This is a genomic window from Aeromonas fluvialis (assembly GCF_000819885.1).
Classification (GTDB): Bacteria; Pseudomonadota; Gammaproteobacteria; order Enterobacterales; family Aeromonadaceae; genus Aeromonas; species Aeromonas fluvialis.
In genome coordinates this window covers 19,404-40,928 of the sequence record NZ_CDBO01000008.1, presented here as the reverse complement: position 1 = coordinate 40,928, position 21,525 = coordinate 19,404, and the positions used below count along the sequence as shown (strand labels likewise).

At 62.5% G+C, this 21,525-nt stretch carries 18 protein-coding genes and 2 pseudogenes; 9 read left to right on the top strand and 11 right to left on the bottom strand.

What is annotated here, in order from left to right:
* Window positions 1-271: 271 nt before the first annotated feature.
* The 3 genes from BN1125_RS01230 to BN1125_RS01220 all read left to right on the top strand — a co-directional run bounded on the left by BN1125_RS01230 (window position 272) and on the right by BN1125_RS01220 (window position 4,531).
* Window positions 272-1,999: a potassium/proton antiporter gene (locus tag BN1125_RS01230; protein WP_042010069.1), complete on the top strand. Its 1,728-nt coding sequence runs from the start codon at window positions 272-274 to the stop codon at window positions 1,997-1,999.
* A gap of 43 nt (window positions 2,000-2,042) precedes the next feature.
* A complete protein-coding gene (locus tag BN1125_RS01225) occupies window positions 2,043-3,146 on the top strand; it encodes a beta-N-acetylglucosaminidase domain-containing protein (protein WP_042010067.1) in 1,104 nt (367 codons plus the stop codon).
* 176 nt (window positions 3,147-3,322) lie between these two features.
* Complete coding sequence (locus BN1125_RS01220; protein ID WP_042010065.1) at window positions 3,323-4,531, top strand: cation:proton antiporter; 1,209 nt, start codon at window positions 3,323-3,325, stop codon at window positions 4,529-4,531.
* A gap of 73 nt (window positions 4,532-4,604) precedes the next feature.
* Here the strand turns inward: BN1125_RS01220 and BN1125_RS01215 are convergent, their stop codons facing one another.
* Window positions 4,605-5,237 carry a LysE family translocator gene (locus tag BN1125_RS01215; protein ID WP_042010063.1) on the bottom strand — a complete coding sequence of 211 codons (633 nt, stop codon included), beginning with the start codon at window positions 5,235-5,237 and terminating at the stop codon, window positions 4,605-4,607.
* A gap of 399 nt (window positions 5,238-5,636) precedes the next feature.
* On the opposite strand from BN1125_RS01215, the gene BN1125_RS01210 reads away from it, so the two are divergent.
* Both BN1125_RS01210 and BN1125_RS01205 read left to right on the top strand, forming a co-directional pair.
* A complete protein-coding gene (locus tag BN1125_RS01210) occupies window positions 5,637-6,167 on the top strand; it encodes a DUF1523 family protein (protein WP_042010061.1) in 531 nt (176 codons plus the stop codon).
* Window positions 6,164-6,460, top strand: a complete 297-nt coding sequence (locus BN1125_RS01205) for a winged helix-turn-helix domain-containing protein (protein ID WP_005337957.1) — start codon at window positions 6,164-6,166, stop codon at window positions 6,458-6,460. The genes BN1125_RS01210 and BN1125_RS01205 overlap by 4 nt, the downstream gene beginning before the upstream one ends.
* Window positions 6,461-6,660: 200 nt before the next feature.
* Here the strand turns inward: BN1125_RS01205 and BN1125_RS01200 are convergent, their stop codons facing one another.
* Complete coding sequence (locus BN1125_RS01200) at window positions 6,661-7,128, bottom strand: hypothetical protein (RefSeq protein WP_042010058.1); 468 nt, start codon at window positions 7,126-7,128, stop codon at window positions 6,661-6,663.
* 33 nt (window positions 7,129-7,161) lie between these two features.
* Window positions 7,162-7,527: pseudogene (locus tag BN1125_RS01195) on the bottom strand (nucleoside hydrolase); the annotation flags it as partial.
* 192 nt (window positions 7,528-7,719) lie between these two features.
* Here BN1125_RS01195 and BN1125_RS01190 point away from each other — a divergent pair.
* Window positions 7,720-8,448, top strand: coding sequence for an RluA family pseudouridine synthase (locus BN1125_RS01190; RefSeq protein WP_084202219.1), 729 nt, complete (start codon window positions 7,720-7,722; stop codon window positions 8,446-8,448).
* 155 nt (window positions 8,449-8,603) lie between these two features.
* Here BN1125_RS01190 and udp read toward each other — a convergent pair whose 3' ends face one another.
* Entirely contained in the window at window positions 8,604-9,359 is a 756-nt protein-coding gene (udp, locus tag BN1125_RS01185; RefSeq protein WP_005337975.1) for a uridine phosphorylase, read from the bottom strand.
* A 382-nt stretch (window positions 9,360-9,741) separates the two neighbouring features.
* Here udp and yiaY point away from each other — a divergent pair, with 382 nt between their 5' ends.
* From yiaY to BN1125_RS01170, 3 genes are all read left to right on the top strand, one after another.
* Window positions 9,742-10,893: an L-threonine dehydrogenase gene (gene yiaY, locus BN1125_RS01180; RefSeq protein ID WP_042010053.1), complete on the top strand. Its 1,152-nt coding sequence runs from the start codon at window positions 9,742-9,744 to the stop codon at window positions 10,891-10,893.
* 136 nt (window positions 10,894-11,029) lie between these two features.
* Window positions 11,030-11,368: an outer membrane protein assembly factor BamE gene (gene bamE / locus BN1125_RS01175; protein WP_042010050.1), complete on the top strand. Its 339-nt coding sequence runs from the start codon at window positions 11,030-11,032 to the stop codon at window positions 11,366-11,368.
* 156 nt (window positions 11,369-11,524) lie between these two features.
* Complete coding sequence (locus BN1125_RS01170; protein WP_042010048.1) at window positions 11,525-12,154, top strand: NAD(P)H-binding protein; 630 nt, start codon at window positions 11,525-11,527, stop codon at window positions 12,152-12,154.
* A gap of 287 nt (window positions 12,155-12,441) precedes the next feature.
* Here BN1125_RS01170 and BN1125_RS18255 read toward each other — a convergent pair.
* The 7 genes and pseudogenes from BN1125_RS18255 to BN1125_RS01140 all read right to left on the bottom strand — a co-directional run.
* Window positions 12,442-12,866, bottom strand: a pseudogene (locus tag BN1125_RS18255) (aspartate aminotransferase family protein); the annotation flags it as partial.
* A gap of 162 nt (window positions 12,867-13,028) precedes the next feature.
* Window positions 13,029-14,228 carry an ABC transporter permease gene (locus BN1125_RS01165; protein WP_042010045.1) on the bottom strand — a complete coding sequence of 400 codons (1,200 nt, stop codon included), beginning with the start codon at window positions 14,226-14,228 and terminating at the stop codon, window positions 13,029-13,031.
* The gene (locus BN1125_RS01160) at window positions 14,228-15,442 is read right to left on the bottom strand and encodes an ABC transporter permease (RefSeq protein ID WP_042010043.1); all 1,215 of its coding nucleotides are present in this window, start codon (window positions 15,440-15,442) and stop codon (window positions 14,228-14,230) included. Before BN1125_RS01160 ends, BN1125_RS01165 begins: the two co-directional genes overlap by 1 nt.
* A complete protein-coding gene (locus tag BN1125_RS01155; RefSeq protein WP_042010042.1) occupies window positions 15,443-16,150 on the bottom strand; it encodes an ABC transporter ATP-binding protein in 708 nt (235 codons plus the stop codon).
* Window positions 16,143-17,282: an efflux RND transporter periplasmic adaptor subunit gene (locus tag BN1125_RS01150; protein ID WP_042010040.1), complete on the bottom strand. Its 1,140-nt coding sequence runs from the start codon at window positions 17,280-17,282 to the stop codon at window positions 16,143-16,145. Before BN1125_RS01150 ends, BN1125_RS01155 begins: the two co-directional genes overlap by 8 nt.
* A 27-nt stretch (window positions 17,283-17,309) precedes the next feature.
* A complete protein-coding gene (locus BN1125_RS01145; RefSeq protein WP_042010039.1) occupies window positions 17,310-20,462 on the bottom strand; it encodes an efflux RND transporter permease subunit in 3,153 nt (1,050 codons plus the stop codon).
* Window positions 20,455-21,510: an efflux RND transporter periplasmic adaptor subunit gene (locus tag BN1125_RS01140; protein ID WP_042010037.1), complete on the bottom strand. Its 1,056-nt coding sequence runs from the start codon at window positions 21,508-21,510 to the stop codon at window positions 20,455-20,457. Before BN1125_RS01140 ends, BN1125_RS01145 begins: the two co-directional genes overlap by 8 nt.
* Between the last annotated feature and the right edge of the window lie 15 nt (window positions 21,511-21,525).

The window sequence follows — 21,525 nt, the reverse complement described above, 5'->3', positions numbered from 1 at the left end:
CGCCCCATCCCTGGGGAGCGCCCTTGTGCTCCCCTCTCCCTCTGCTGTGCCGTTTCGCTTTTCCCCACCAGCTCCCTGCGCATCCTGAAATCGACACTCCTTTGACTCCGCTTTCGATAACCCCGTCACAGTCAGAATATGGCGCGGCCATGCTGGAAAAAGGGATGAAAAATGTAAGAAAGTGCAAATTGATGCACAAATAAGCCACACAAGGGGGGCCTAACTGCATATAATGTGCCTGCTTTGCCCATTACCAGGAAGGAGTTCGCCTTTGGATGCCGCTACCATCAACAGTTTCTTTTTTGTCGCGGCTCTGTTGGTGGGCGCCAGCGTCCTGTTGAGCGCCCTCTCTTCCCGCCTCGGTATTCCCATTCTGGTCATCTTCCTTGCGGTCGGCATGCTGGCCGGTGAAGATGGTCCCGGCGGCATCCACTTCGCTGACTACTCCATCGCCTATCTGGTGGGCAACCTGGCGCTCGCCATCATCCTGCTCGACGGCGGCATGCGCACCCGGGTCTCCTCGTTTCGGGTGGCGCTCTGGCCGGCCTTGTCACTCGCCACGGTCGGGGTGGCCATCACCACCGGCCTCACGGGTCTGGCCGCCGCCTGGCTGTTTGACCTCAACCTGATGCAAGGGATGCTGATCGGCGCCATCGTCGGCTCCACCGACGCGGCGGCGGTCTTCTCCCTGCTCGGCGGACGCAGCCTCAACGAGCGGGTGAGCGCCACCCTGGAGATAGAGTCAGGCAGCAATGATCCCATGGCGGTGTTTCTCACCGTCACTCTGATCGAAGTGCTTGCCACCGCCCAGCAGGGGCTGGATGCAGGCTTCCTCCTGCTGCAACTGCTCCAGCAGTTTGGCCTAGGGGCCGGTCTCGGCCTTGGCGGCGGCTGGCTACTGTGGCGCCTCATCAACACTGCCCGCCTGGCACCGGGCCTCTATCCGCTGCTCACCGTCAGCGGCGGCCTGCTGATCTTCGCGCTGACCACGGCGGTGGGGGGCAGCGGGATTCTCGCCATCTATCTCACCGGTCTGCTGCTCGGCAACCTCGCCTTGCGCAGCCGCAGCACCACCTTGTCGGTGCTGGACGGTCTGACCTGGCTCAGTCAGATCGGCATGTTTCTGGTGCTTGGCCTGCTGGCCACTCCCAGCAATCTGCTCCCCATCGCCTTGCCCGCACTGGCGCTGGCGATGTGGATGATCCTGTTTGCCCGCCCCGTCTCGGTCTGGATCGGGCTGCTGCCGTTCAAGAACTTCGCCCCCCGCGAGCGCTGGTTTATCTCCTGGGTTGGCCTGCGCGGCGCCGTGCCCATCATTCTGGCGGTGTTCCCCATGATGGCGGGACTACCTAACGCCCAGCTCTACTTCAACGTCGCCTTCTTCGTGGTGCTGGTCTCGCTGATTTTGCAGGGCAGCTCGCTGCCGCTGGCCTCAAAATTGGCGCGGGTGGAGGTACCAGCACCCCCGTCGCCCATCAACCGCTCCGGGCTCGAGATCGATCTCGACAGCCAGTGGGAGACCTTCGTCTACCAGCTGGGGGAAGAGAAGTGGTGCATCGGATCGCCACTGCGGGATCTGCAGATGCCTGCTGGCACCCGGATCAGCGCCCTGTTTCGTGGCCGCGAGCTGCTCCACCCCTCGGGCAGTACCTGTCTGCAGGCCGATGACATCCTCTGCGTGATCGGTCACGAGCGCGACCTCCCCGCCCTCGGCCAGTTGTTCAGCCAGGCGCCGGAGCAGGATCTCGGCCCCCGTTTCTTCGGCGACTTTTTGCTGGAGTCAGCGGCTCGTCTGACGGATCTGGCCCCTCTTTATGGTCTGGATGTGAGCGAGGCGGCGGAACAGACATTGGGGGATTTCATTGCGACCCAATTGGGCGATAATCTGGTGGTCGGTGACAACATCGAATGGCAGGGCCTGATCTGGACCGTGGCCGAAATGGACGAGAGCGTGCCGAGCAAGATCGGGGTGCGCTTTCAGGAAGAGGACCCGGTCTGACGGACCGTCCCGCATCGAGTCCCCAGCAAGAAGGGAGAGCGTTATGCCATATCAAAGTTTGCTGTCCGGCCCCCTGCCCCCCGCAGCCAATCTGGGGGTGATTGAAGGCTTTTTTGGCAAGGGATGGAGCTGGCAGGCCCGCGCCCGCTACGCCCAGTGGCTGCCGCGCCACGGTTACGGCTTCTATCTCTACGCCCCGAAAGAAGATGGCTATCTGCGCAAGCACTGGGCCCTCCCCTGGCCCAAACAACAGCTGGCGGATCTCGCCGAGCTGGCGCGCCAGTGCCGTGCCAACGGGCTCGCCTTCGGGGTGGGCTTAAGCCCCATGGGCGCCCACCACGACTATGCCCGCCAGCGTCCGGCGCTGCTTGAAAAAGTGCGTCTTATCGATGAAATGCTCCAGCCCGACATGCTGGCGATCCTGTTCGACGACATGAAGGGGGATACCCCGGATCTCGCCCACTGGCAGCTCACCATTGCCCACGACATCGCGGCCCACAGCAAGGCGGCCCGCCTCATCTTCTGTCCCAGCTACTACTCAACCGACCCGGTACTGGAGAAGGTGTTCGGCGCCATGCCCCCCCACTATCTGGAGGATCTGGGTCAAGGGCTGGATCGGCGAATCGATATCTTCTGGACCGGTCCCAAGGTCTGCTCCAGCGAGTACCCGGCAGCTCACCTGCAGCAGACGGCCGAGTGGCTGCACCGCAAGCCGTTCCTGTGGGACAACTACCCGGTCAACGATGGCAGCAAGGCCAGCAGCTACCTCCATCTGCGCGCCTTCGAAAACCGCCCGGCCGAGCTCAGCGAACTGGTGGCGGGCCACGCGGTCAACCCGATGAAGCAGGCGGCCCTGTCGGCCCTGCCACTCGCCACCCTGCCGATGAGCTACCGGCTCGGCAAGCAGTACGACCCGGACAAGGCGCTACATACCGCCCTCAACGCGACCTGCGGCCCGCAGATCTCGGCAATGATCGAGGCCGATCTGCCGCTGTTTCAGGATATAGGGCTGGCCCAGCTGACCCCTGAGCAGGTGATCCACCTCAAGGCCCGCTATCTGCCGTTTCGCGACCAATCCTGTGTCGACGAAATCGTGCGCTGGCTGGATGGTGAGTATGTGTTTGACCCCGACTGTCTGACCGATTGAACGGTCCGCGGGAGCCGACATAATCGGCCCCGACGGATGTGATGGGCACTGCCACTCTGGACAAAACGTGCGCAAAGAGGCCGCAACCTGGCGTCGGCAACTGAGAATATGGGGCATAACCCGGGGCCAGGATGGTCGTTAAACCGCCCTGACAGTATGGTTTCAAGGGAGTTTGTATGGATACACATCTGCTTTATCAGAATCTGGCGGTGATCGCCGCCTTCTTGCTGATCTACAGCCTGATCGCAGGGCGCTTCGAATCAAAACTGGTCAACGGCCCCCTGCTGTTTCTGCTAACCGGCTGGCTGCTGGGGCCGGGAGGGCTGGAACTGCTCTCCCTCGCCATCGACAGTGCCGGTATCAAGCTGCTGGCCGAGCTGACCCTGGTCATCGTGCTGTTCAACGATGCCGCCAACACCAACTGGCAGATTTTGCTGGCGAACCGGCAACTGCCGATCCGGTTGCTGCTGATCGGTCTCCCTCTTACCCTGCTCTGTGGCGCCCTGTTTGGCCACTGGATCTTCCCCGACTTGCCACTGCTGGAGATGGCCATCCTCTCCACCATCCTGGCCCCCACCGATGCGGCGCTCGGCAAGGCGGTGGTCAGCAACCCCGCGGTGCCGGCACCGGTGCGCGAAGGTCTCAATCAGGAGAGCGGCCTCAACGATGGCATCTGCGTACCTGTGCTGCTATTGCTGCTGGCCCTTATCTCCCCTACCGAGCAGCACACAGGGACTGCGACCCTGGCCATCACCCTGATGCTGGAGGAGATCGGCATTGGCCTCTTGGTCGCGTTTGTGCTGACCAGCCTCACTATCCGGCTGCTGAAAATTGCCTATCTCAACGGTTGGCAACTGCCGCTCTGGCGCCAGCTCACCATGCCGGGACTGGCCCTGCTCTGCTTCGCCCTGGCCCAGACCTTGGGGGGCAGCGGTTTTATCGCCGCCTTTGTCGGTGGCCTCTTTATCGGCCATCGCCTCGGCGAGCACAAGCACGCCTACATGGATAGCTGCGAAGGCTACGGCGACCTGCTCTCCGTGGTGATCTGGATGGTGTTTGGCGCCACCCTGATGCCCATCCTGCCGGAGCTGCTGCACTGGCAATACTGGCTCTATGCCATTGCCAGCCTCACCCTGCTGCGGATGGTGCCGGTCTGGCTCAGCCTTATCGGCACCGGCCTCAAGCCCGAGCTCAAGCTCTTTATCGGCTGGTTCGGGCCGCGGGGCCTGGCCAGCATCGTCTTTGCGGTGATGGTGCTGCAAAACGAGCCGGCGCTGATCGGCCAGCGCCCTATCATAGCGACCGTGCTCTGCACCATTATTCTGAGCGTGTTGCTCCATGGCTTGACCGCCAACCCCTGGGTCGAGCGTTTCAAGCCCCGCTGAGCCAAGCCGCTCCCATAAAAAATGCCACCAAGCGGTGGCATTTTTCTTTCGTGACGTGGGTCACTGACGGCTCTTAACCGAGCGCCAGCCAGACCCCCACCCCCAGCATCAGGGTGCCGGCGATGCGGTTCATCAGGGTGACGTTACCGCTCTTGGCGAGGAAGTGGCGCAGAGTACGGCCACCGCTGGCGTAGAGCAGCAGGCAGGAGAACTCGATGACCAGAATCAGCGCCACCAGCGCGCTGATCTGCGGCGCCATCGGCTTGTCGGCAGAGATAAAGGGGGGCAGCAAGGAGATCATGAAAGCCCACCCCTTGGGGTTGGCGATGGCGGTGACAAAGCCCTGCACCGCCAGCCCCATGGGGCTGGTCTGCTGACCGGCCGAGAGATCCGCTGGAATGGCCATCTTCCCCTTGGCCTGCCACATCTGGATGCCAAGCCACACCAGATAGGCCCCCCCCACATATTTGAAGGCGGCGAAGATCCCCGGATAGTTGAGCATGATGGCTGCCACCCCGATCACCGAGAGCACCGAGACCAGCCCGACCCCGATCAGCTCCCCCCACATCATGTGCAGGGTACGGCGTACCCCCAGGCTCATCCCCAGGGTCATCGACAGAGTCATGCACATGCCCGGGGTCACCGAGACAAAGAAAAAGGTCGGGATAAACAGAGCCAGAATGGCCGGATCGATCCAGCTGGACACAACACACCTCCATACAACGAGAACAGGAAATCACGAAAAAGGGACAGGATTGACGCAATCCCGCGAGTTGTATCACATATTCAGGGAATTAAGCGCTAAACCATGCCTAAAAGACCGCTTTATCACAAGAATAATGCATTTATTTCGCTCATTTCAGCAATAAAAGACTGTGACAGTTCCCTGCTGGCGCTCAATGCCGCCACCGAGGAATATTCCAGCTATAAGCGCACAAAGTGAACCAGACAAAAAGGCCCGCAAGGGCCTTTCTTGTTGATGGAGCAATGGCTTTGTCTCTGTTTTAAACGCCATTTTTTGGCTTGTGGCGCCATAAGGGGCTGGGCTGCCCTGTCAAATATCGGTATGGTAGAGGCACGTTACTCCCCCTCACGTGAGCACACCATGAGCCTGAGATTCAAGAAACCCGCTTTTATCGCCCTGGGGCTCATCGCCCTCATTTCCGCCGCCTGGCTCGACTACTACCTGCCGGAGCACACCATCGCTACCATCACCGGGGTCGAGGTGAAGCGTACCGACAAGGATGGCCCCATCAGCCAGAAGAACCCGGCTGACGGTCCCACCACCGACGTCTATTACATCTACACCGAGCGCCCCGGCGAGAAGATCCGGGTGTTCCGCAACGAGGATACCGAGTGGGGCTGGCCCTTCTACTTCAAGTTCAACGCTGCCGACGTGCAGGCCAAGGCCAAGTCGATGGAGTTTGAAAAGCGGCTCGCCATCATTACTTCCTACGGCTGGCGCATCAACATGTTCTCCATGTTCCCCAACGTCACCAAGATCGAAAGCACCGAGCCTGACGCCTCCACCTGGAGCTTTTTCCGCTGGTTCTGGTTCGGCCTCTGGGCACTGGTGATGGGCAAGGCGACCATTGCGACCTGGCGCTACTTTGATCGTCTTGAGGACGAGCTATGAGTGAGCCGAGCAAGACCCGCACCAGCTTTTACCGGCGGCTCTACGTGGCCTGGCTGATCAGCCAGGGCACGGATACGGTGCCCGCCATCATGGAGGCGACCGGCATGCCGCGCCGCACCGCGCAGGATACCTTGACGGCGCTGGCCGAACTCGATATCAGTTGCGCCTTCGAGCAGACCGAGGGGGCTCGCCACCTGCAGGGGCACTATCGCATCAGCGATTGGGGGCCCATCAATCCGGCGTGGATAAAGGCCCAACTGCCTCTGATCAAGGAGACGCTGAGCTATCCCTGAAATGACGTCGAGTCAGGCCTGCGACTGGGGAACCTATTGCAATCCGGCATGGATCAAGGCCCAACTGCCGCTGATCAAGGAGACGCTGAGCTATCCCTGATCCGGGAACCGCTCTGCGATACACTCTGCGTTAAATTAAAGAGGGGCCAGCCGATAAGGCTGGTCCCTCTTTTTTCAGGCCGATGGAGTGACAGGTGGCTCTACTCGGGCATGGCCGAATCCTGCAGCTCCTCGTCGGACTCCCCCTTGGTACAATCGATGATCGATCGCTTGGGGTTATTGGGATCGCGCAACAGCAGAGGCGCCAACCCCTCGCCATGCTTCTGCTCGTCGCCAAACTCGCTGCCGTAGGCGTTGTGGGTCAACCGGCGGGCATTGGCGATGGGGGTATCAACAAAGAGGGCATGCACTTCGAAGCTTGCGGCAGGCACGATAAAACCGACCACCGGCAAGCCGTGCAGCTCCTCGTGCACCTTGTACCAGGCAAAGCCATCGCTCACCTTGTAGGGGGTGTAGTTGGCCAGTTGTAGATTGGCGGCCCTGCCCGTCTCATCTACATAGAGATCGGTAAATTCACAGGTCGCCAGCCCCTGCCACATCCGCTCGAATGGCGTCGCGCAGCCTGTCAGTTGCAACCCGGCCAGCAGTATCACCCCTCTCTTCCACATTCCCCGCCCCTTCTTGTAAACATGAACCGGCGCTCAGTCAAACGCCCGCAGCCGAGTCACCAGCAGATCGATAAAGCCCGGACGATCCAGCCCAAACAGCAGCAGCGCATTGGCAGGCTTGCCGGTCAGGCCATAGCGATCCACCACCGTCATACCGCAAGTATGAGTGCCGCCCGTCTCGATATCGACCCGGCACTCAACCCCGTGGAACCGCTCGGGAGCCAGCAACCAGGCAATGGTACAGGGGTCATGGAGCGGTGCACCAGCAAATCCCCACTTGGGATCTCGATGGTAGATCATGAAAAAGTCGAGCAGCCCGGCCACGCACTGGGCCACAGGATTGGTGATGGCGCGCACCCGCTCGATATCCTCATCCATCACCTGCGCCTCGTGGGTCACCATACCTTAACAAGCACGCTTCGGATGAACTCGGGAAGGGTTCACAAAACGGGGTCTTGTTGGTGACTAGGGCGGTTTATACTGCACACCGCCTCGCTTAAAGCGGCTCATTATCAAGAGGTTGCATGGCGTCATCCCGTGCATTTTCCGAGGCTGCGCACCGCCCATTCGCCCGACCGCGCCGGTTCGGGTATGATCGCCCCCCGTTTCCAGCCCGTGTGCCCTATGTCTGTTATCGTCGACACCTTTATCGCCCCGCCCTGCAGTGCCGCCATCGAGACGTTGTTTGAGGATGATCATCTGCTGCTCATCAACAAGCCGAGTGGCCTGCTGAGCCTCTCGGGCAAAAATCCGCAGAATCTCGACTCGGTTCATTATCGACTGGTGCAGGATTTCCCCGGCTGCACCCTGGTGCATCGCCTCGACTTCGGCACTTCCGGCATCATGGTGGTCGCCAGAAACAGGGCCATCAATGCCCTGCTCTGCCAGCAGTTCAGTCAGCGGGCAGTAAGCAAAGCCTACAGCGCCCTGCTCTGCGGCCATCTGGTTGACGACGAAGGCCTTATCGATGCCCCCATCGCCAAGGACCCGTCGATTTTCCCGCTGATTAAGATCTGCGCCGCCAGCGGCAAACCCGCCCGCTCCCGCTATCGGGTTGTTGAGCGGCTGGCGCAGCAGATGCAGGGACAAACCGTGCCACTGACCCGGGTAAGGCTGGTGCCGGAGACCGGCCGCACCCATCAGCTGCGGATCCACAGTCAGCTACTGGGCCACCCCATCCTCGGTTGCGATCTCTATGGCGGCCTGCTGCCACCCGGCTGCGAACAGGCGCCGCGGCTGATGCTGCACGCCAGCGAGCTGGACTTTGTCCATCCGGTGAGCGGCGAACCGATGCAGATCCGCTGCACGCCGCCGTTTTAGAGGTAATGAGTAGAGACAACCAGCGCGAGTGCGACGGGATCAGTGAAAGGCGTGACGGGAGAGGAAACGCGGTAAACGGCGGATAAAGATAGGGGCCGCGCTTTCGCAACGGCCCCCACCCCCCACTCGGTGCTCTTGTAACAAGAGCTCTGCTATCAGATCAGCTTGCGGGCAGCGCCCAGTACGATCTTGATGGCATCAGATTCGGTCTTCGCCATGGTCTCGGCGTTCGGGATCTCTTGCTGGGTGCGGTTGACGATAACACCAGCCACCATACCGGCACGCAGGCCCTGGCTGGAGCACATGGTCAGCAGGGTTGCAGATTCCATCTCATAGTTCAGCACGCCCATGGCTTGCCACTCTTTCATGGAACCCTGGAAACGGCTCACTACGCGGCCGGATACGGTGTCGTAACGCTCCTGACCCGGGTAGAAGGTATCAGAGGAGGCAGTCACACCGATGTGCAGCTTGGAGCCCATCTCTTTGGCGGTGTTGACCAGCGCGGTGGTGCAGTCGAAGTCGGCAACCGCCGGGAACTCCATCGGTGCAAAGTGCAGGCTGGCACCGTCGAGGCGCACGGAACCGGTAGTGACGATCACATCACCCACGTTCAGGTGCGGCTGGATGGCACCGGTGGTGCCGATACGCAGGAAGGTACGGATGCCCAGCTGGGCCAGCTCTTCTACCGCGATGGAGGTGGACGGGCCACCGATACCGGTAGAGCAGATGATCACGGCCTTGCCGTCCATCTCGCCGCGCCAGGTAGTGAATTCACGATGGCTGGCCAGGTGCACCGGGTTATCCAACAGCTCTGCGATACGCTTCACGCGCTCGGGGTCACCGGGGACGATCGCCAGGGTGGCGCCTTGCAGATCCGCTTTCTTCAAACCCAAGTGAAATACATCAGACATATTGGACTCCTGGTTGCCCCCTGCCAGCATGGTCAGGGCACAAGTTAAGATGATTCTTTATGATACTTTCAAGCCTTTACCCCCCTCTTCGGGGAGGCGCCAACTATGGTCGAAAGCGCTTTCCAATTCCTTGAAGCGCCTCACACTTCCACGCATTGACAGTGACAAACACCGCACAAAACGTTTGCTAACTCGATGAAATAATTGACAAACGTTTTTCTGCAAAGCGAGTCAGAAGCGGGAAAGTCAAGTCCGGTTCAGCACTTAATTAACGACTCGTGATCGACCCCGTAAAGTTGTAAACAAGATGCTTTTGTATCCCACCCATGATGGTAACTTAGCCCTCAATTACCACTAAATGGCTAACTATAGGGAGTCCATCATGGCTACATTCAAGTTCTATATTCCTGCAATCAACCTGATGGGTGCCGGTTGTCTGCAAGAGGCTGCCGCCGATATCAAGGGTTACGGCTATCGCAAGGCGTTGATCGTCACCGACAAAATTCTCAACCAGATCGGCGTGGTCGCCAAGCTCACCACTCTCTTGGCTGAACATGGCATTGAAAGCGTGCTTTTCGATGAGACCAAACCCAATCCCACTACCAGCAACGTCGAAGCGGGTCTGGCGATGATCAAGGCCAACGGCTGCGATTGCGTCATCTCGCTGGGTGGCGGCTCGCCCCATGACTGCGCCAAAGGCATCGCGCTGGTTGCCGCCAACGGTGGCAGCATCAAGGATTACGAAGGGGTGGATCGCTCCGCCAAGCCGCAGCTGCCGCTTATCGCCATCAACACCACTGCCGGTACCGCCTCCGAGATGACCCGCTTCTGCATCATCACCGACGAAGCGCGCCACGTGAAAATGGCTATCATCGACAAGCATGTTACCCCGCTGATGTCGGTCAACGACCCCGAGCTGATGCTGGCCAAACCGGCTGGTCTGACCGCCGCCACCGGTATGGATGCCCTGACCCACGCCATCGAGGCCTATGTCTCCACCATCGCCACCCCGGTGACCGATGCCAGCGCCATCATGGCCATCGAGCTGATTGCCAAGCACCTGCGCACCGCCGTCAACCACGGCGATGACCTGCATGCCCGCGAGCAGATGGCTTATGCCCAGTTCCTGGCCGGCATGGCCTTCAACAACGCAAGCCTCGGCTACGTGCACGCCATGGCTCACCAGCTGGGCGGTTTCTACGATCTGCCCCACGGTGTCTGCAACGCCGTGCTGCTGCCCCACGTTCAGACCTACAACGCCCAGGTGAGCGCTGCCCGCCTGAAAGATGTGGCCCGCTACATGGGTGTGGACGTGAGCGCCATGAACGACGAGCAGGGTGCCGCCGCCGCCATCGCAGCCATCAAGCAACTGGCGCTGGATGTGAAGATCCCGGCCGGTCTGGAGCAGCTGGGCGTCAAGGCCGACGACTTCGATACCCTGGCCAGCAACGCCCTGAAAGATGCCTGCGGCTTCACCAACCCGAAACAGGCGAGCCACGAAGAGATCGTCGCCATCTTCCGCGCAGCGATGTAATGATTGTCTGATTGCCGATAAGGGTCGCACTGCGACCCTTTTTATTGGCTGATGGATCAATGGCTTTTTACTTCCGCGGAGGGAGTCGGTATGATTTGCCGAGCCAAAAAGACTGTATGGATGATCTGAACTCGATATGCGGATGAAACACCTGATTGCCGCGGCTTTGACCGCCCTCACCCTCTCCGGTTGCAGCCTGGTCTATCGCATTGATATTCCTCAGGGCAACTATGTGGAACAAAAACAGGTCGACAAACTGCGCCAGGGGATGACCCGCGAGCAGGTCAGCTATGTGCTGGGGACCCCCATGCTGCGCGACGGCTTTGACCCCAACACCTGGTACTACCTCTATGAATTCCAGCCGGGCCACGGCGACAAGGAGCGTAAAGAGCTCACCGTGACCTTCGCCAATGAGCGGCTCACCACGGTGACGGGTGACTTCCCGCTGCCAGCAGCCTTCAATACCCCGCTCTGATATCCCGCAAAACCGGCCTCGCGCCGGTTTTGTTTTATCCAGCCACCGCGCTATATACAGTGTCATCTCCCCCATTGCAGCAGCTCGCAAATTGCCTGATGCTGATGAGCAGCCACCATGGCATCAACACCATCGAATGACACAGGGAGAATCCCCATGAGCCGGATCCTGATTGCCGGAGCCAGCGGCCTGATCGGTCGCGAACTGGTGCAGCAACTGCCTGCCGAACATGAACTGACCCTGCTCTGTCGCAAGCCGGGCAAGGAGGCGCACCACTGGTTGCCGGTCAATTTTGATGATCTGGCCAGCGTCACCCTCTCCCGTCCGGTGGATATCGCCTTCTGTGCCCTCGGCACCACCCGCAAGGAGGCGGGCTCTGCCGAGGCGTTTCGCCGGGTCGATCTCGACTATGTGGTCGCCTTTGCCGAGCTGGCCCGCCGCCACGGTTGTCAACGGCTGATCGTGGTCTCGAGCATGGGGGCCAGCGCATCGTCCCCGGCTCTCTATCCGCGCACCAAGGGAGAGATGGAGCAGGCACTGCTGGCCCAATCCTGGCCACGGCTCGCCATCGTGCGGCCCGCCATGCTGCTCGGAGATCGCCAGCTACCACGCCTCTCCGAGCAGATCTTTCAGACTATATATCCGCTGTTTCGACCGCTGCTGGTGGGCAAGCTAACCCGCTGGCGCGCCATCGAGGCCCGTCAGGTGGCTCACGCCATGATCGCGCTCTCGAAACTGCCCGCCGGGTGCGAAATTGTCGAGAATGAGCAGTTACTGGCCCTCTGAACCCGGCCTTCCCCACTAATTGCGCACAGTACCGCAAAAACAGAAGGGCAAGCCAAACGGCTCGCCGTTTGTTTATCTGTTGACAAGATCCCCAACCACCACTGGTCACTATTGGCCACCATCAGTGGTCAGGAAGAGCGCCATCAACCGCGAATATGGTCGATAAAGGCGTCGATCTGCTCGCGAGTGCAGGCGGGGTTCATAAAGACGGCTTTCTCCCCGGCGATGTAGGAGTAGCGCCCTCGCGCATCGTAGTCGGAGCCGGCCACCGCCGCCACCCAGTTGGTGTAATCCTGATAGTGGCCGAGCCCCTTGTGCTTGGCCTCCGGCAGGCTCTTGCGAATGCCGAGCAGGTAGCCGTAGCGGTTACAGAATGTCCCCCTGGGTGAAGATACCTGTGACCCGATCCGGGTCATAGCCCGCCAGCAGGACAATCTGGCGCACCACCTTCTTCTCCAGCTCCTCGGCCACTCCGGCATATTCGGAGTAGACCAGATTGGGGTTGGCCATCTGGCCAGGCGTTCAGGCGGGCATCCGGCGCCAGGCCACGGGCCCGAAATTCATTGAGGGTGGCAAATCCGGGTTCGCGAAAAACGGGCCAGAGATCGGGATTGCGTGAGAAAAAATTGGTTTTTACGGTTGCAAAGCGGGCGGAAAAATCGGGGTGAACAGCATTGTCGCTGTCGTCTTTCAGATAGACCAAGTCACTCATTTTTATACCATTAGTACAACAAACGTGCGGCCGTTATACCCCCGTGTCAGAGGGGCCGACAGCGACAATATGTCAGAAGGGAAGCAGTCAATCATCCGAGCGGCGGATAGTCACATCTTGCAACCAGCCCCGCTCGTGCCCCCTTATCAGCAGGGTGCAGGGTCAATCCCCCCGCAGGGCCACCACCGGGTCGAGCCGCACCGCCCGCAGCGCAGGAGCGACCCCGGCCAGCAGACCGACCAGGGCGCTACAACCGAGCGCCAGCAGCAGATAAAGAGGATGGAGGGTGAGCGGCAACCCGGCCGCCAACAAGGTGAGCAGCAGCTTGAGACCGCCGAGCAGGGCCAATCCCATAGCCCCGCCCAGCAGTGCCAGCACCACGGCTTCGAGCAGAAACAGCAATAAGATGCGACGCCGTGGGCAGCCCAGCGCCATCAGCAAACCCACCTCCGGGATCCGTTCCTGCTGGGCGATGCTCATGATGCTGAAAATGCCGACCGCCCCGATCAGCAGCGAGATAATGCCGAGCCCGCCGACCGCCAGCTTGATGATGGAGAGGATCTTGTCAAGGCTGGTCAGCATGTCCTGCTGGGAGGTGAGGGTAAAATCCTCGGCGCCGTGGCGAGCGATCAGCACCCGCTGGACCTGGGCCGAGATGTCGGCCTCTGTCTGCCCGGCGCGATAGATGACGTCTATCTCCTGCAGCCCCTCCTTGTTGAACAGCGCCTGGGCGTGGGCGGCGGGCAGATAGATCATGTCGTCCAGATCAAAGCCGAGAAATTGTCCTTTGGGGGCCAGCACCCCGGCCACCCGAAAGCGGCGATCTCCGGCGCGCAGCAGACTCCCCGGGGCATCGCCGCCGGGAAACAGCTCCGCTGCCACCTTGGCCCCCAGCACCGCATAGGCGCGGGGCATGGCACTGTCATCCGCGGGCAGAAAACGCCCCTGCATCAGGCTGAGGCGCCAGCCAGAGAGCGCCGCCGGGCCGGTGCCCAGAATGGCGGTGCTGCGAGTCAGCCCGCGGCTGCGCACCTCTCCCTGCCCCTGCACCACAGGGAGCGCCGCCTCGATACCCGGCAATCTTGCCAAGGCATCGGCATCCTCCAACAGCAGGGGGCGGCTGCTGGAGAGGATACCGGACGGGCCGCCGGCGGTGTCGGTCTTGCCCGGGGTCACGGCGATCAAGCGGGTACCAAATTGGGAGAAACTGTCGAGCAGATAGAGCCTGAGCCCCTCACCGATGCCGGTGAGCAGGGTCACCGAGGCGATCCCGATGGCGATGCCCAGCGCCGACAGCAGGCTGCGACTGCGCCCTGCCAGCAAGGCGCGCCAGAGCCAGAACAGCAGATCGGCGAGGCGCATCAGCCACCGCTCCATTGTCCGCTGCGCAGGCTGCTGACCGGATCTTGCCGTGCCGCCCGGGAAGCGGGTAGCCAGCTAAAAAACAGCCCGGTCAGCAGGGCCGCCGGCAGGGTGCAGAGGGTCGCGAGCACAGGCACCGCCACCGGAAATCCGGGCCACACCAACGCGGCGAGGGCGACCAGGGCATAGCCCAAGACCGTGCCAAACAGCGCGCCACTGCCGCTCAACAGCAGCGCCTCCCATAAAAACAGCTGGCGGATCTGGCGACTGTCGGCCCCCAGCGCCTTGAGCAGACCGATCTCGCCGGTGCGCTGGCGAGTGCTGATCAGCGCCAGATTCATCATCATGATGCCGGATACCAGCAGGCTGATGGCGCCGATGCTGGCAACCGCCAGGGTGAGGGTCGAGAGAATGGTGGAGAAGGTGGCCAGCATGGCGTCACGGCGTACCACGGTCACATCGAGCACCCCGTGGCGCGCCTGCATCAGTTGCTCCAGTCGCTTGACCAGCGGGGACACAGCCTGCCCCGCCAACGGCTGGATCAGCAGCCGAAACAGCCCCTCGGTATTGAACAGCCGCATGGCGCTGCCCACCGGGATCAGCGCGGCTTCAGCCATGTCCATCCCCAGATTGCTGCTCTGGCTGGTGAAGATCCCCACCACCCGAAAGCGGCGATTGTCAAAACGCAGCCACTGGCCGACCGGATCGGCCTGGCCAAACAGCTCCCGGGCTACCACGGCCCCGAGCAGGACGACCGGTCGATCCTCGGCGGCCTCCCCCGGCAGCCAGCGGCCGGAGAGCAGTTGCAGCCCGTGGGTATCGCGCAGCCCGTTACTGCTGCCAAGCAGCATGGTCTGGCGCAGCCGCGCCCCCTGCTTGGCCTCGGCAAAGCCCATCACCAGTGGCACCAGCCGCACCTTGGGCAGGTGCTGGCCGAGGTAGTGCATGTCATCGAGGGTGATCTGCCGCAGGCTGTTGCCGGTGACCGGCGGCAGCCCGCCGGTGGTCTCCTTGCGACCCGGGAACATCACCAGCAGATCCTTGCCAAGGGAGCTGAACTGGTCGGCCACATAGCGTCTCGCCCCCTCCCCCAGCGCGGTGAGCAGCAGCACGGAAGTGACGCTCAGGCTCACCGCCAGGATCAAGACCAGCGCCCGTGAGCGTTGGCGCAGCAGGGCGACGGCGGCAAAGTGGATCACATCGGGCCGCCGCATTCAGCCCCCGCCACTATGGGTGCGAGTAATGCTATCGGTAGTGATGCGGCCATCGTTCATCAGGATCCGCCTGCCCGCCCGTTCACCGAGGCGCGGGTCGTGAGTCACCACCACCAGCGTGATCCCCTGCTCCCGGTTGAGCGTCTCAAGCAGGGTCATCACCTCCTCCCCTGAGCGGGAGTCGAGATTGCCGGTGGGTTCGTCAGCCAGGATCAGCCGCGGCGCCATCGCCATGGCCCGGGCGATGGCCACCCGCTGACGCTGGCCGCCGGAGAGCTCGGCAGGGCGGTGTCCGGCCCGGTTCTCCAGCCCCAGCTCCCCCAGCAAGCGCTGACTGCGGCGATGGCGCTCGGCGGGGGCGATCCCGCACAGCATCAGCGGCAGCTCGACGTTTTCACGGGCGGTGAGGCGGGAGATAAGGTGAAACGACTGGAACACGAAACCGATGCGATGGCCGCGCAGCTGGGCCAGCGCCGGTTCTGACAGGGTGGCGGTATCCTCCCCCCCCAGCCAGTAGCGCCCCTCGTCGGGCCGGTCCAGCAGCCCCAGCACATTGAGCAGGGTCGATTTGCCGGAGCCCGAGGGGCCCATCACCGCCAGATACTCCCCCTCGGCCACCCGCAGAGAAACGCGATCGAGGGCGGCGACGTCGCTCCCCCCCAGGGTGAAACGACGGCTGACGGCATCGAGGCGAATGAGATCACTCATCCGTCTGCTCCGTGGCGGCGCTGAAAGGGCCCTCCCCGACAATCTGTCCGGGCTGGGCGGCCAGCCGATCACCGGCCGCGAGACCCTCGGCCACCTCAATCCAGTTCCAGTTCTCCACGCCCCAGCGGGGCACCACCCGCACCAGCTTATCCCCTTCCAGCCGCAGCACGCTGCCATCGTCGGCCCGGCTGCTGGCCGCCACCCGCAGCACATCGGTGGCGCGAGTCACCTCCACCTCAAGATCGGCGCTGTAGCCGATAAGCAGGGGCACGTCAGTGGGCAAGGCAGTGAGCGCCGCCTCCACCTCCACGGTGCGGGCCTGTTTCTCCAGCTCCTTCACATAGGGGGCGATGCGGGTGACGGTGGCGGCAAAATCGCGCCCGGGCATGGCGTCGAGCAGTACCCGGGCAGACTGGCCCATCTTGAGGCGGGCGGCATCCACTTCATCGATGGGAGCTGAGACATAGAGGCAGTTATCGTCGATGAGATCGATAACCGGGGGCATGGCTACTCCGGGGGGGGAAGGGGTCATGTATTCCCCCAGCTTGCTGTTGACCTCCGCCACCACCCCGGCAAAGGGCGCCAGCAGACGACGCTCGCTCAAGCGGGCCTCCACCTGGGCGACCTGGGCCTCGTCGACCCGCTCCTGCTGACGGGATGCCTGACAGATGTAGCGGCGGGTAGCGGCCAGATTCTGGGCCTGTTCGGCCAGGGTGCGGGAGGTGAGATTTTTGGCCAGCAGGGTGGCCAGCCGGTTGGCCTCCCGCTCGTAGTAGGCCGCCTCGCTGCAGCGCTCCTCGCGCTGGGTCTTGCCGAGCGCCTGCTGGGCACGGGCACGGGCGAGATCGGCGCGGATATCGTCACGCCAAAGGGTCAGCAGCAGATCCCCCTGGGCTACCCGCTCCCCGGCCTTGACGGCGATCTGCTCCACCACGCCGCCACCGGGCAGACTGAGCCCGGCCCGCTGACACGACTTGATGGTGCCAGCCCGGGTGTTGACCACGGTGACCAGCACATCCCCCCGCCCGACCTCAGCCAGCCTGATCGGCGTCGGCTGCGGTCGCCACCACCATGCCGCCGCAGCCACCGCGAACACGGCGCCACTTCCCCACCACAACCAACCTCTCTTCATCGCGCATCCTTTCGCTAGTGACTCCCGTCATGAGCGTCGGGAGAGCAGGGCATAATAGAGCAAGGGTATCACCACCAGGGTGAGCAGTGTGGAGACCAGGATCCCGAAAATCAGGCTGATGGCTAATCCGTTGAAGATGGGATCACCGAGGATAAACAGGGCCCCGATCATCGCCGCCAGCGCCGTCAGCATGATGGGTTTGGCCCGCACCTGCGCCGCCGCAATCACCGCCTGCTCGAACGCCATACCGACTCTTCGCTGCTGCTCGATAAAGTCCACCAGCAGGATGCTGTTGCGTACGATGATCCCGGCCAGGGCGATCATCCCGATCATCGAGGTGGCGGTAAACTGGGCCCCCAGCAGAGCGTGGCCCGGCATCACCCCGATGAGGGTGAGCGGAATGGGCGCCATGATGATAAGCGGCACCAGATAGGAGCGGAACTGGGCCACCACCAGCAGGTAGATGAGGATCATCCCCACCCCGTAGGCGATCCCCATGTCGCGGAAGGTCTCGTAGGTTACCTTCCACTCCCCGTCCCACAACAGGGCCACCTCCCCCAGCTTGTCGGGCTGCTGCACGTAATATTGGGGCAGGTCGATATCGGCACCGGCGGCAAACATGCCGTAGAGCGGGCTGTCGGTATGGCCCCCCATGTCAGCCACCACCATCACCATGGGCTGCATGTTCTTGTGCATGATATAGCTGGGGGCCACCTCGTCCCGCCGACTCACCAGCTCGGAGACCCGCACCAGCTGGCCGCTCTGGCTGCGCACCTTGAGGGCCAGCACCCCCGCCAGATCCCGCTTGTCACCGGGAGCCAGTTCGATGCGGATCGGCACCGGATACTTGGCGCCATGCCCCTGCAGCCAGCTGGCATCCTGATAACCCACCCCGCCATTGAGGGTGCTCACCAGGTCGCCGAGATCGACCCCGAGCAGGGCCGCCTTGCTGCGATCCACCACCAGCCGCCACTTGGGCTGTGGGTCGGTCAGATAGATATCCACGTCCACCAGATCCGCCGTCGCCACAAAACGGGCCTGTACGGCGCGCGCCGCCGTTTCGCGGACGGCTTGAGTGGGGCCATATATTTCGGCAACGATGGGTGACCAGACCGGCGGGCCGGGGGGCACTTCTACCACCTTGAGGTTGCCCCCTGCCGCACTGGCGATGGCCTGCAGCGACGCCCGCACCGACTGGGCAATCTGGTGGCTGCTGCGATCCCGTTCATGCTTGTCCACCAGATTGACCTGAATATCCCCCACGTTGGCGCCGCTGCGGATAAAGTAGTGGCGCACCAGGCCGTTGAAATTGATGGGGGCCGCGGTACCGGCGTAAATCTGGTAATCCTTCACCTCCTCCACCTTGGCAAGCTCTCGCCCGACCGCCAGCAGGGTGCGTTCGGTCTGCTCCAGGGTCGCCCCCTCCGGCATATCGAGCACCAGCTGAAATTCCGACTTGTTGTCAAAGGGGAGCATCTTGAGCACCACCCACTGCACCACCGGCATGGCGGTGGTGGCCCCGACCAGCAGCAACACCACCAGCCAGAGTTTGCGTCTGGCGCGCTTGGCGCCATCACCAATCAGGAAAGGGGTCATCAGCCGGTGAAAAAGACCCGCCTTGGCCTCGCCGTGGGCACCGAGCACCTCCCCCTTGAGCAAATGCCTCGCCAGCCAGGGGGAGAAGATAAAGGCCACCAGCAGGGAGATGAGCATCCCCATGCTGGCATTGATGGGGATGGGGCTCATGTAGGGACCCATCAGGCCACTGACAAAGGCCATCGGCAGCAGGGCCGCGATAACGGTCAGGGTCGCCAGTATGGTCGGCCCCCCCACCTCGTCCACCGCCCCCGGAATAAGATCCTTGAGGGCCCCCTTGCCCAGCCCACGATGGCGGTGGATGTTCTCCACCACCACTATGGCGTCATCCACCAGAATACCGATGGAGAAGATCAGCGCAAACAGCGACACCCGGTTGAGGGTAAAGCCCCAGGCCCAGCTGGCAAACAGGGTCAGCGCCAGGGTAATGACAATGGCCACCCCCACCACCAGCGCCTCGCGCCAGCCCATGCTCACCAGCACCAGCAGCACCACCGCCGTAGTGGCAAAAATCAGCTTGCCGATGAGGGTGTTGGATTTGGTCTCGGCGGTGACGCCATAGTCACGGGTCACCGTCACCTCGACCCCGGCAGGGATAAGCCGGTTCTGCAAACTCTCGACCCGCGCCTCCACCCGCTTGGCCACCTCGACCGCGTTCTGGCCCGGCTGCTTGCCGATGGCCAGGGTCACCGCCGGATAACTGGCCTGCCCCTGCCCCATCCAGCTGCGCTGCACCGGGGTCTCCTCCCCGAGCGACACGCTAGCCACATCGCCGAGGTAGACCGGCTTGCCGTCGTGCAACCCCACCACCAGCTCGCGGCCCTCCTGCTCGCTTTGCAGGAACTGCCCCACCTGCACCTTGATCTCACTGTTGTCCTGCTCGATAGCCTGTGTCGTGCCCACCTGATTGGCGGCCGCAAGACGTTGGCTCAGCTCACTCCAGCTGATGCCGTGGGCGCTGAGGGCCGCCGGATCCGGCATCACCCGCAACACGGCACTCTGGCTGCCCAGCGTGTAGATATCACGGGTACCGGGAATGCGCTTGAGTTCGGTCTCCAGCTCATGGGCGACCCGGGTCAGCTCGGCGGCGCCCAGTCGCTTGCTCCAGAGCGTGAGGCTGACGATCGGCACATCATCGATCCCCCGGGGTTTCACCAGTGGCTGACCGACACCGATCCCCTGTGGCAACCAGTCGCGGTGGGAGTCGAGCTGGTTGTTGAGATCGACGATAGCTTGCTCGCGGCTCACCCCCACCTTGAACACCACCACCAGCAGGGCGCCATCGGGTTGGGAAAAAGAGTAGAGGGTATCGATCCCCTTTATCTGGGAGACCACCTGCTCGGCAGGGGTGGTGACGAGGGACTCGACCTCGGCCGGGCTCGCGCCCGGAAAGGGAATATAGACATCAGCGAAGGTGACATCGATCTGGGGCTCCTCCTCCTTGGGGGTCACCAGCACCGCAAACAACCCGAGCAAGAGCCCCACCAGCGCCAGCAGCGGGGTGATGGCCGAGCCCTGAAACAGCGCGGCCAGCCGGCCCGCGAGCCCCAGCCCCTCCTTGTTGCCGTTCAGCTCGCTACTCATGGGCCAGCTCCTGCTGCTGCGCCCAGGCATCGGGGGCCAGCTTGTCACCAGCTTGCAACCCGGCCAGGATCTCGCAGAGCCCCTCGACGCAATGGCCAACCCGCACCGGCGTCAGGGCCCAGCCAGCGGGCTGCTGCAGATAGACGCCGTTGAACTCCCCTTGCCGCAGCAGGGCGCGATCCGGTACTTGCAACACCTGACGTTTACCCTGTTTGAGCTGCACCTTGAGCCACATGCCGGGCAATACCCCGGCGGTTTGCGGCGGCAAGTCGAGGCGTAACCTGAAGGCGTGGCTCTTGCTATCGGCATAATTGAAGCGGGTCAGTTTGACGGGGGTAACAGACTTGCCATCAGGCAGCAGCACCTGCACATCCGCAGGCTCACGAGCAAGCGTCAGGGCGGATTGGGGCAGATCGACTTCCACCCGCAGCTCATCAAGCGAAAAGCCCGACAGCAGCGGCGTGCCGGGGGCGACTGTCTCCCCCAGCTCCACCAGCCGTTTGGTCACCACTCCGGCGTAGGGGGCCAGAATGCGGGTATAACCATAGGCCTCGCGGGCCTGAGTGAGGGCCGCATCGGCGGCATTGACCTCGGCACGGGCAGCGCGATCGGAGGCCTCGGCATTATCGAGCTGGGCACGGGTGATCACCCCCTTGGCAATCAGCGCCTGAAAGCGGGCGAGCTGGCGCTCTGCCTCCACCTGCTGGGCCTGCGCCCGGGCCAGTCGCGCCTGCGCACCCGTGACGGCGGCAAACTGCTCTTTGCCGCTGATCTCCAGCAGCGGTTGCCCCGATTGCACCTCATCGTTCACATCCACCAGCATGCGGGAGACCCGGCCGCTGGTCTGGGCCGCCACCGTCCCCTGATGGATGGCACTGACGGTGCCATCCAGCATCAGCCAATCTGTCACCGGCTGTGGCGCTACCGTCAGCGAGGACTCTGTTAGCGGGGCCAGTGACTCCCCTTCTGCGGCCAGGGCCTGGGTGGATGTCGTAGTCTGGGATGTCATCACCAACAAGGTGATCCCCAGCACGCGGATCTGTTCCATCATCACTCTCCTTCC

Bases quoted from the DNA above. Each gene is read 5' to 3' on its own strand.
- BN1125_RS01225 (WP_042010067.1), top strand. From the start codon at position 2,043: ATGCCATATCAAAGTTTGCTGTCCGGCCCCCTGCCCCCCGCAGCCAAT.
- bamE (WP_042010050.1), top strand. From the start codon at position 11,030: ATGCGGATGAAACACCTGATTGCCGCGGCTTTGACCGCCCTCACCCTC.
- BN1125_RS01220 (WP_042010065.1), top strand. From the start codon at position 3,323: ATGGATACACATCTGCTTTATCAGAATCTGGCGGTGATCGCCGCCTTC.
- BN1125_RS01170 (WP_042010048.1), top strand. From the start codon at position 11,525: ATGAGCCGGATCCTGATTGCCGGAGCCAGCGGCCTGATCGGTCGCGAA.
- BN1125_RS01210 (WP_042010061.1), top strand. From the start codon at position 5,637: ATGAGCCTGAGATTCAAGAAACCCGCTTTTATCGCCCTGGGGCTCATC.
- udp (WP_005337975.1), bottom strand. From the start codon at position 9,359: ATGTCTGATGTATTTCACTTGGGTTTGAAGAAAGCGGATCTGCAAGGC.
- BN1125_RS01190 (WP_084202219.1), top strand. From the start codon at position 7,720: ATGATCGCCCCCCGTTTCCAGCCCGTGTGCCCTATGTCTGTTATCGTC.
- BN1125_RS01160 (WP_042010043.1), bottom strand. From the start codon at position 15,442: ATGCGGCGGCCCGATGTGATCCACTTTGCCGCCGTCGCCCTGCTGCGC.
- BN1125_RS01205 (WP_005337957.1), top strand. From the start codon at position 6,164: ATGAGTGAGCCGAGCAAGACCCGCACCAGCTTTTACCGGCGGCTCTAC.
- BN1125_RS01155 (WP_042010042.1), bottom strand. From the start codon at position 16,150: ATGAGTGATCTCATTCGCCTCGATGCCGTCAGCCGTCGTTTCACCCTG.
- BN1125_RS01200 (WP_042010058.1), bottom strand. From the start codon at position 7,128: ATGTGGAAGAGAGGGGTGATACTGCTGGCCGGGTTGCAACTGACAGGC.
- BN1125_RS01150 (WP_042010040.1), bottom strand. From the start codon at position 17,282: ATGAAGAGAGGTTGGTTGTGGTGGGGAAGTGGCGCCGTGTTCGCGGTG.
- BN1125_RS01145 (WP_042010039.1), bottom strand. From the start codon at position 20,462: ATGAGTAGCGAGCTGAACGGCAACAAGGAGGGGCTGGGGCTCGCGGGC.
- BN1125_RS01140 (WP_042010037.1), bottom strand. From the start codon at position 21,510: ATGGAACAGATCCGCGTGCTGGGGATCACCTTGTTGGTGATGACATCC.
- BN1125_RS01165 (WP_042010045.1), bottom strand. From the start codon at position 14,228: ATGCGCCTCGCCGATCTGCTGTTCTGGCTCTGGCGCGCCTTGCTGGCA.
- yiaY (WP_042010053.1), top strand. From the start codon at position 9,742: ATGGCTACATTCAAGTTCTATATTCCTGCAATCAACCTGATGGGTGCC.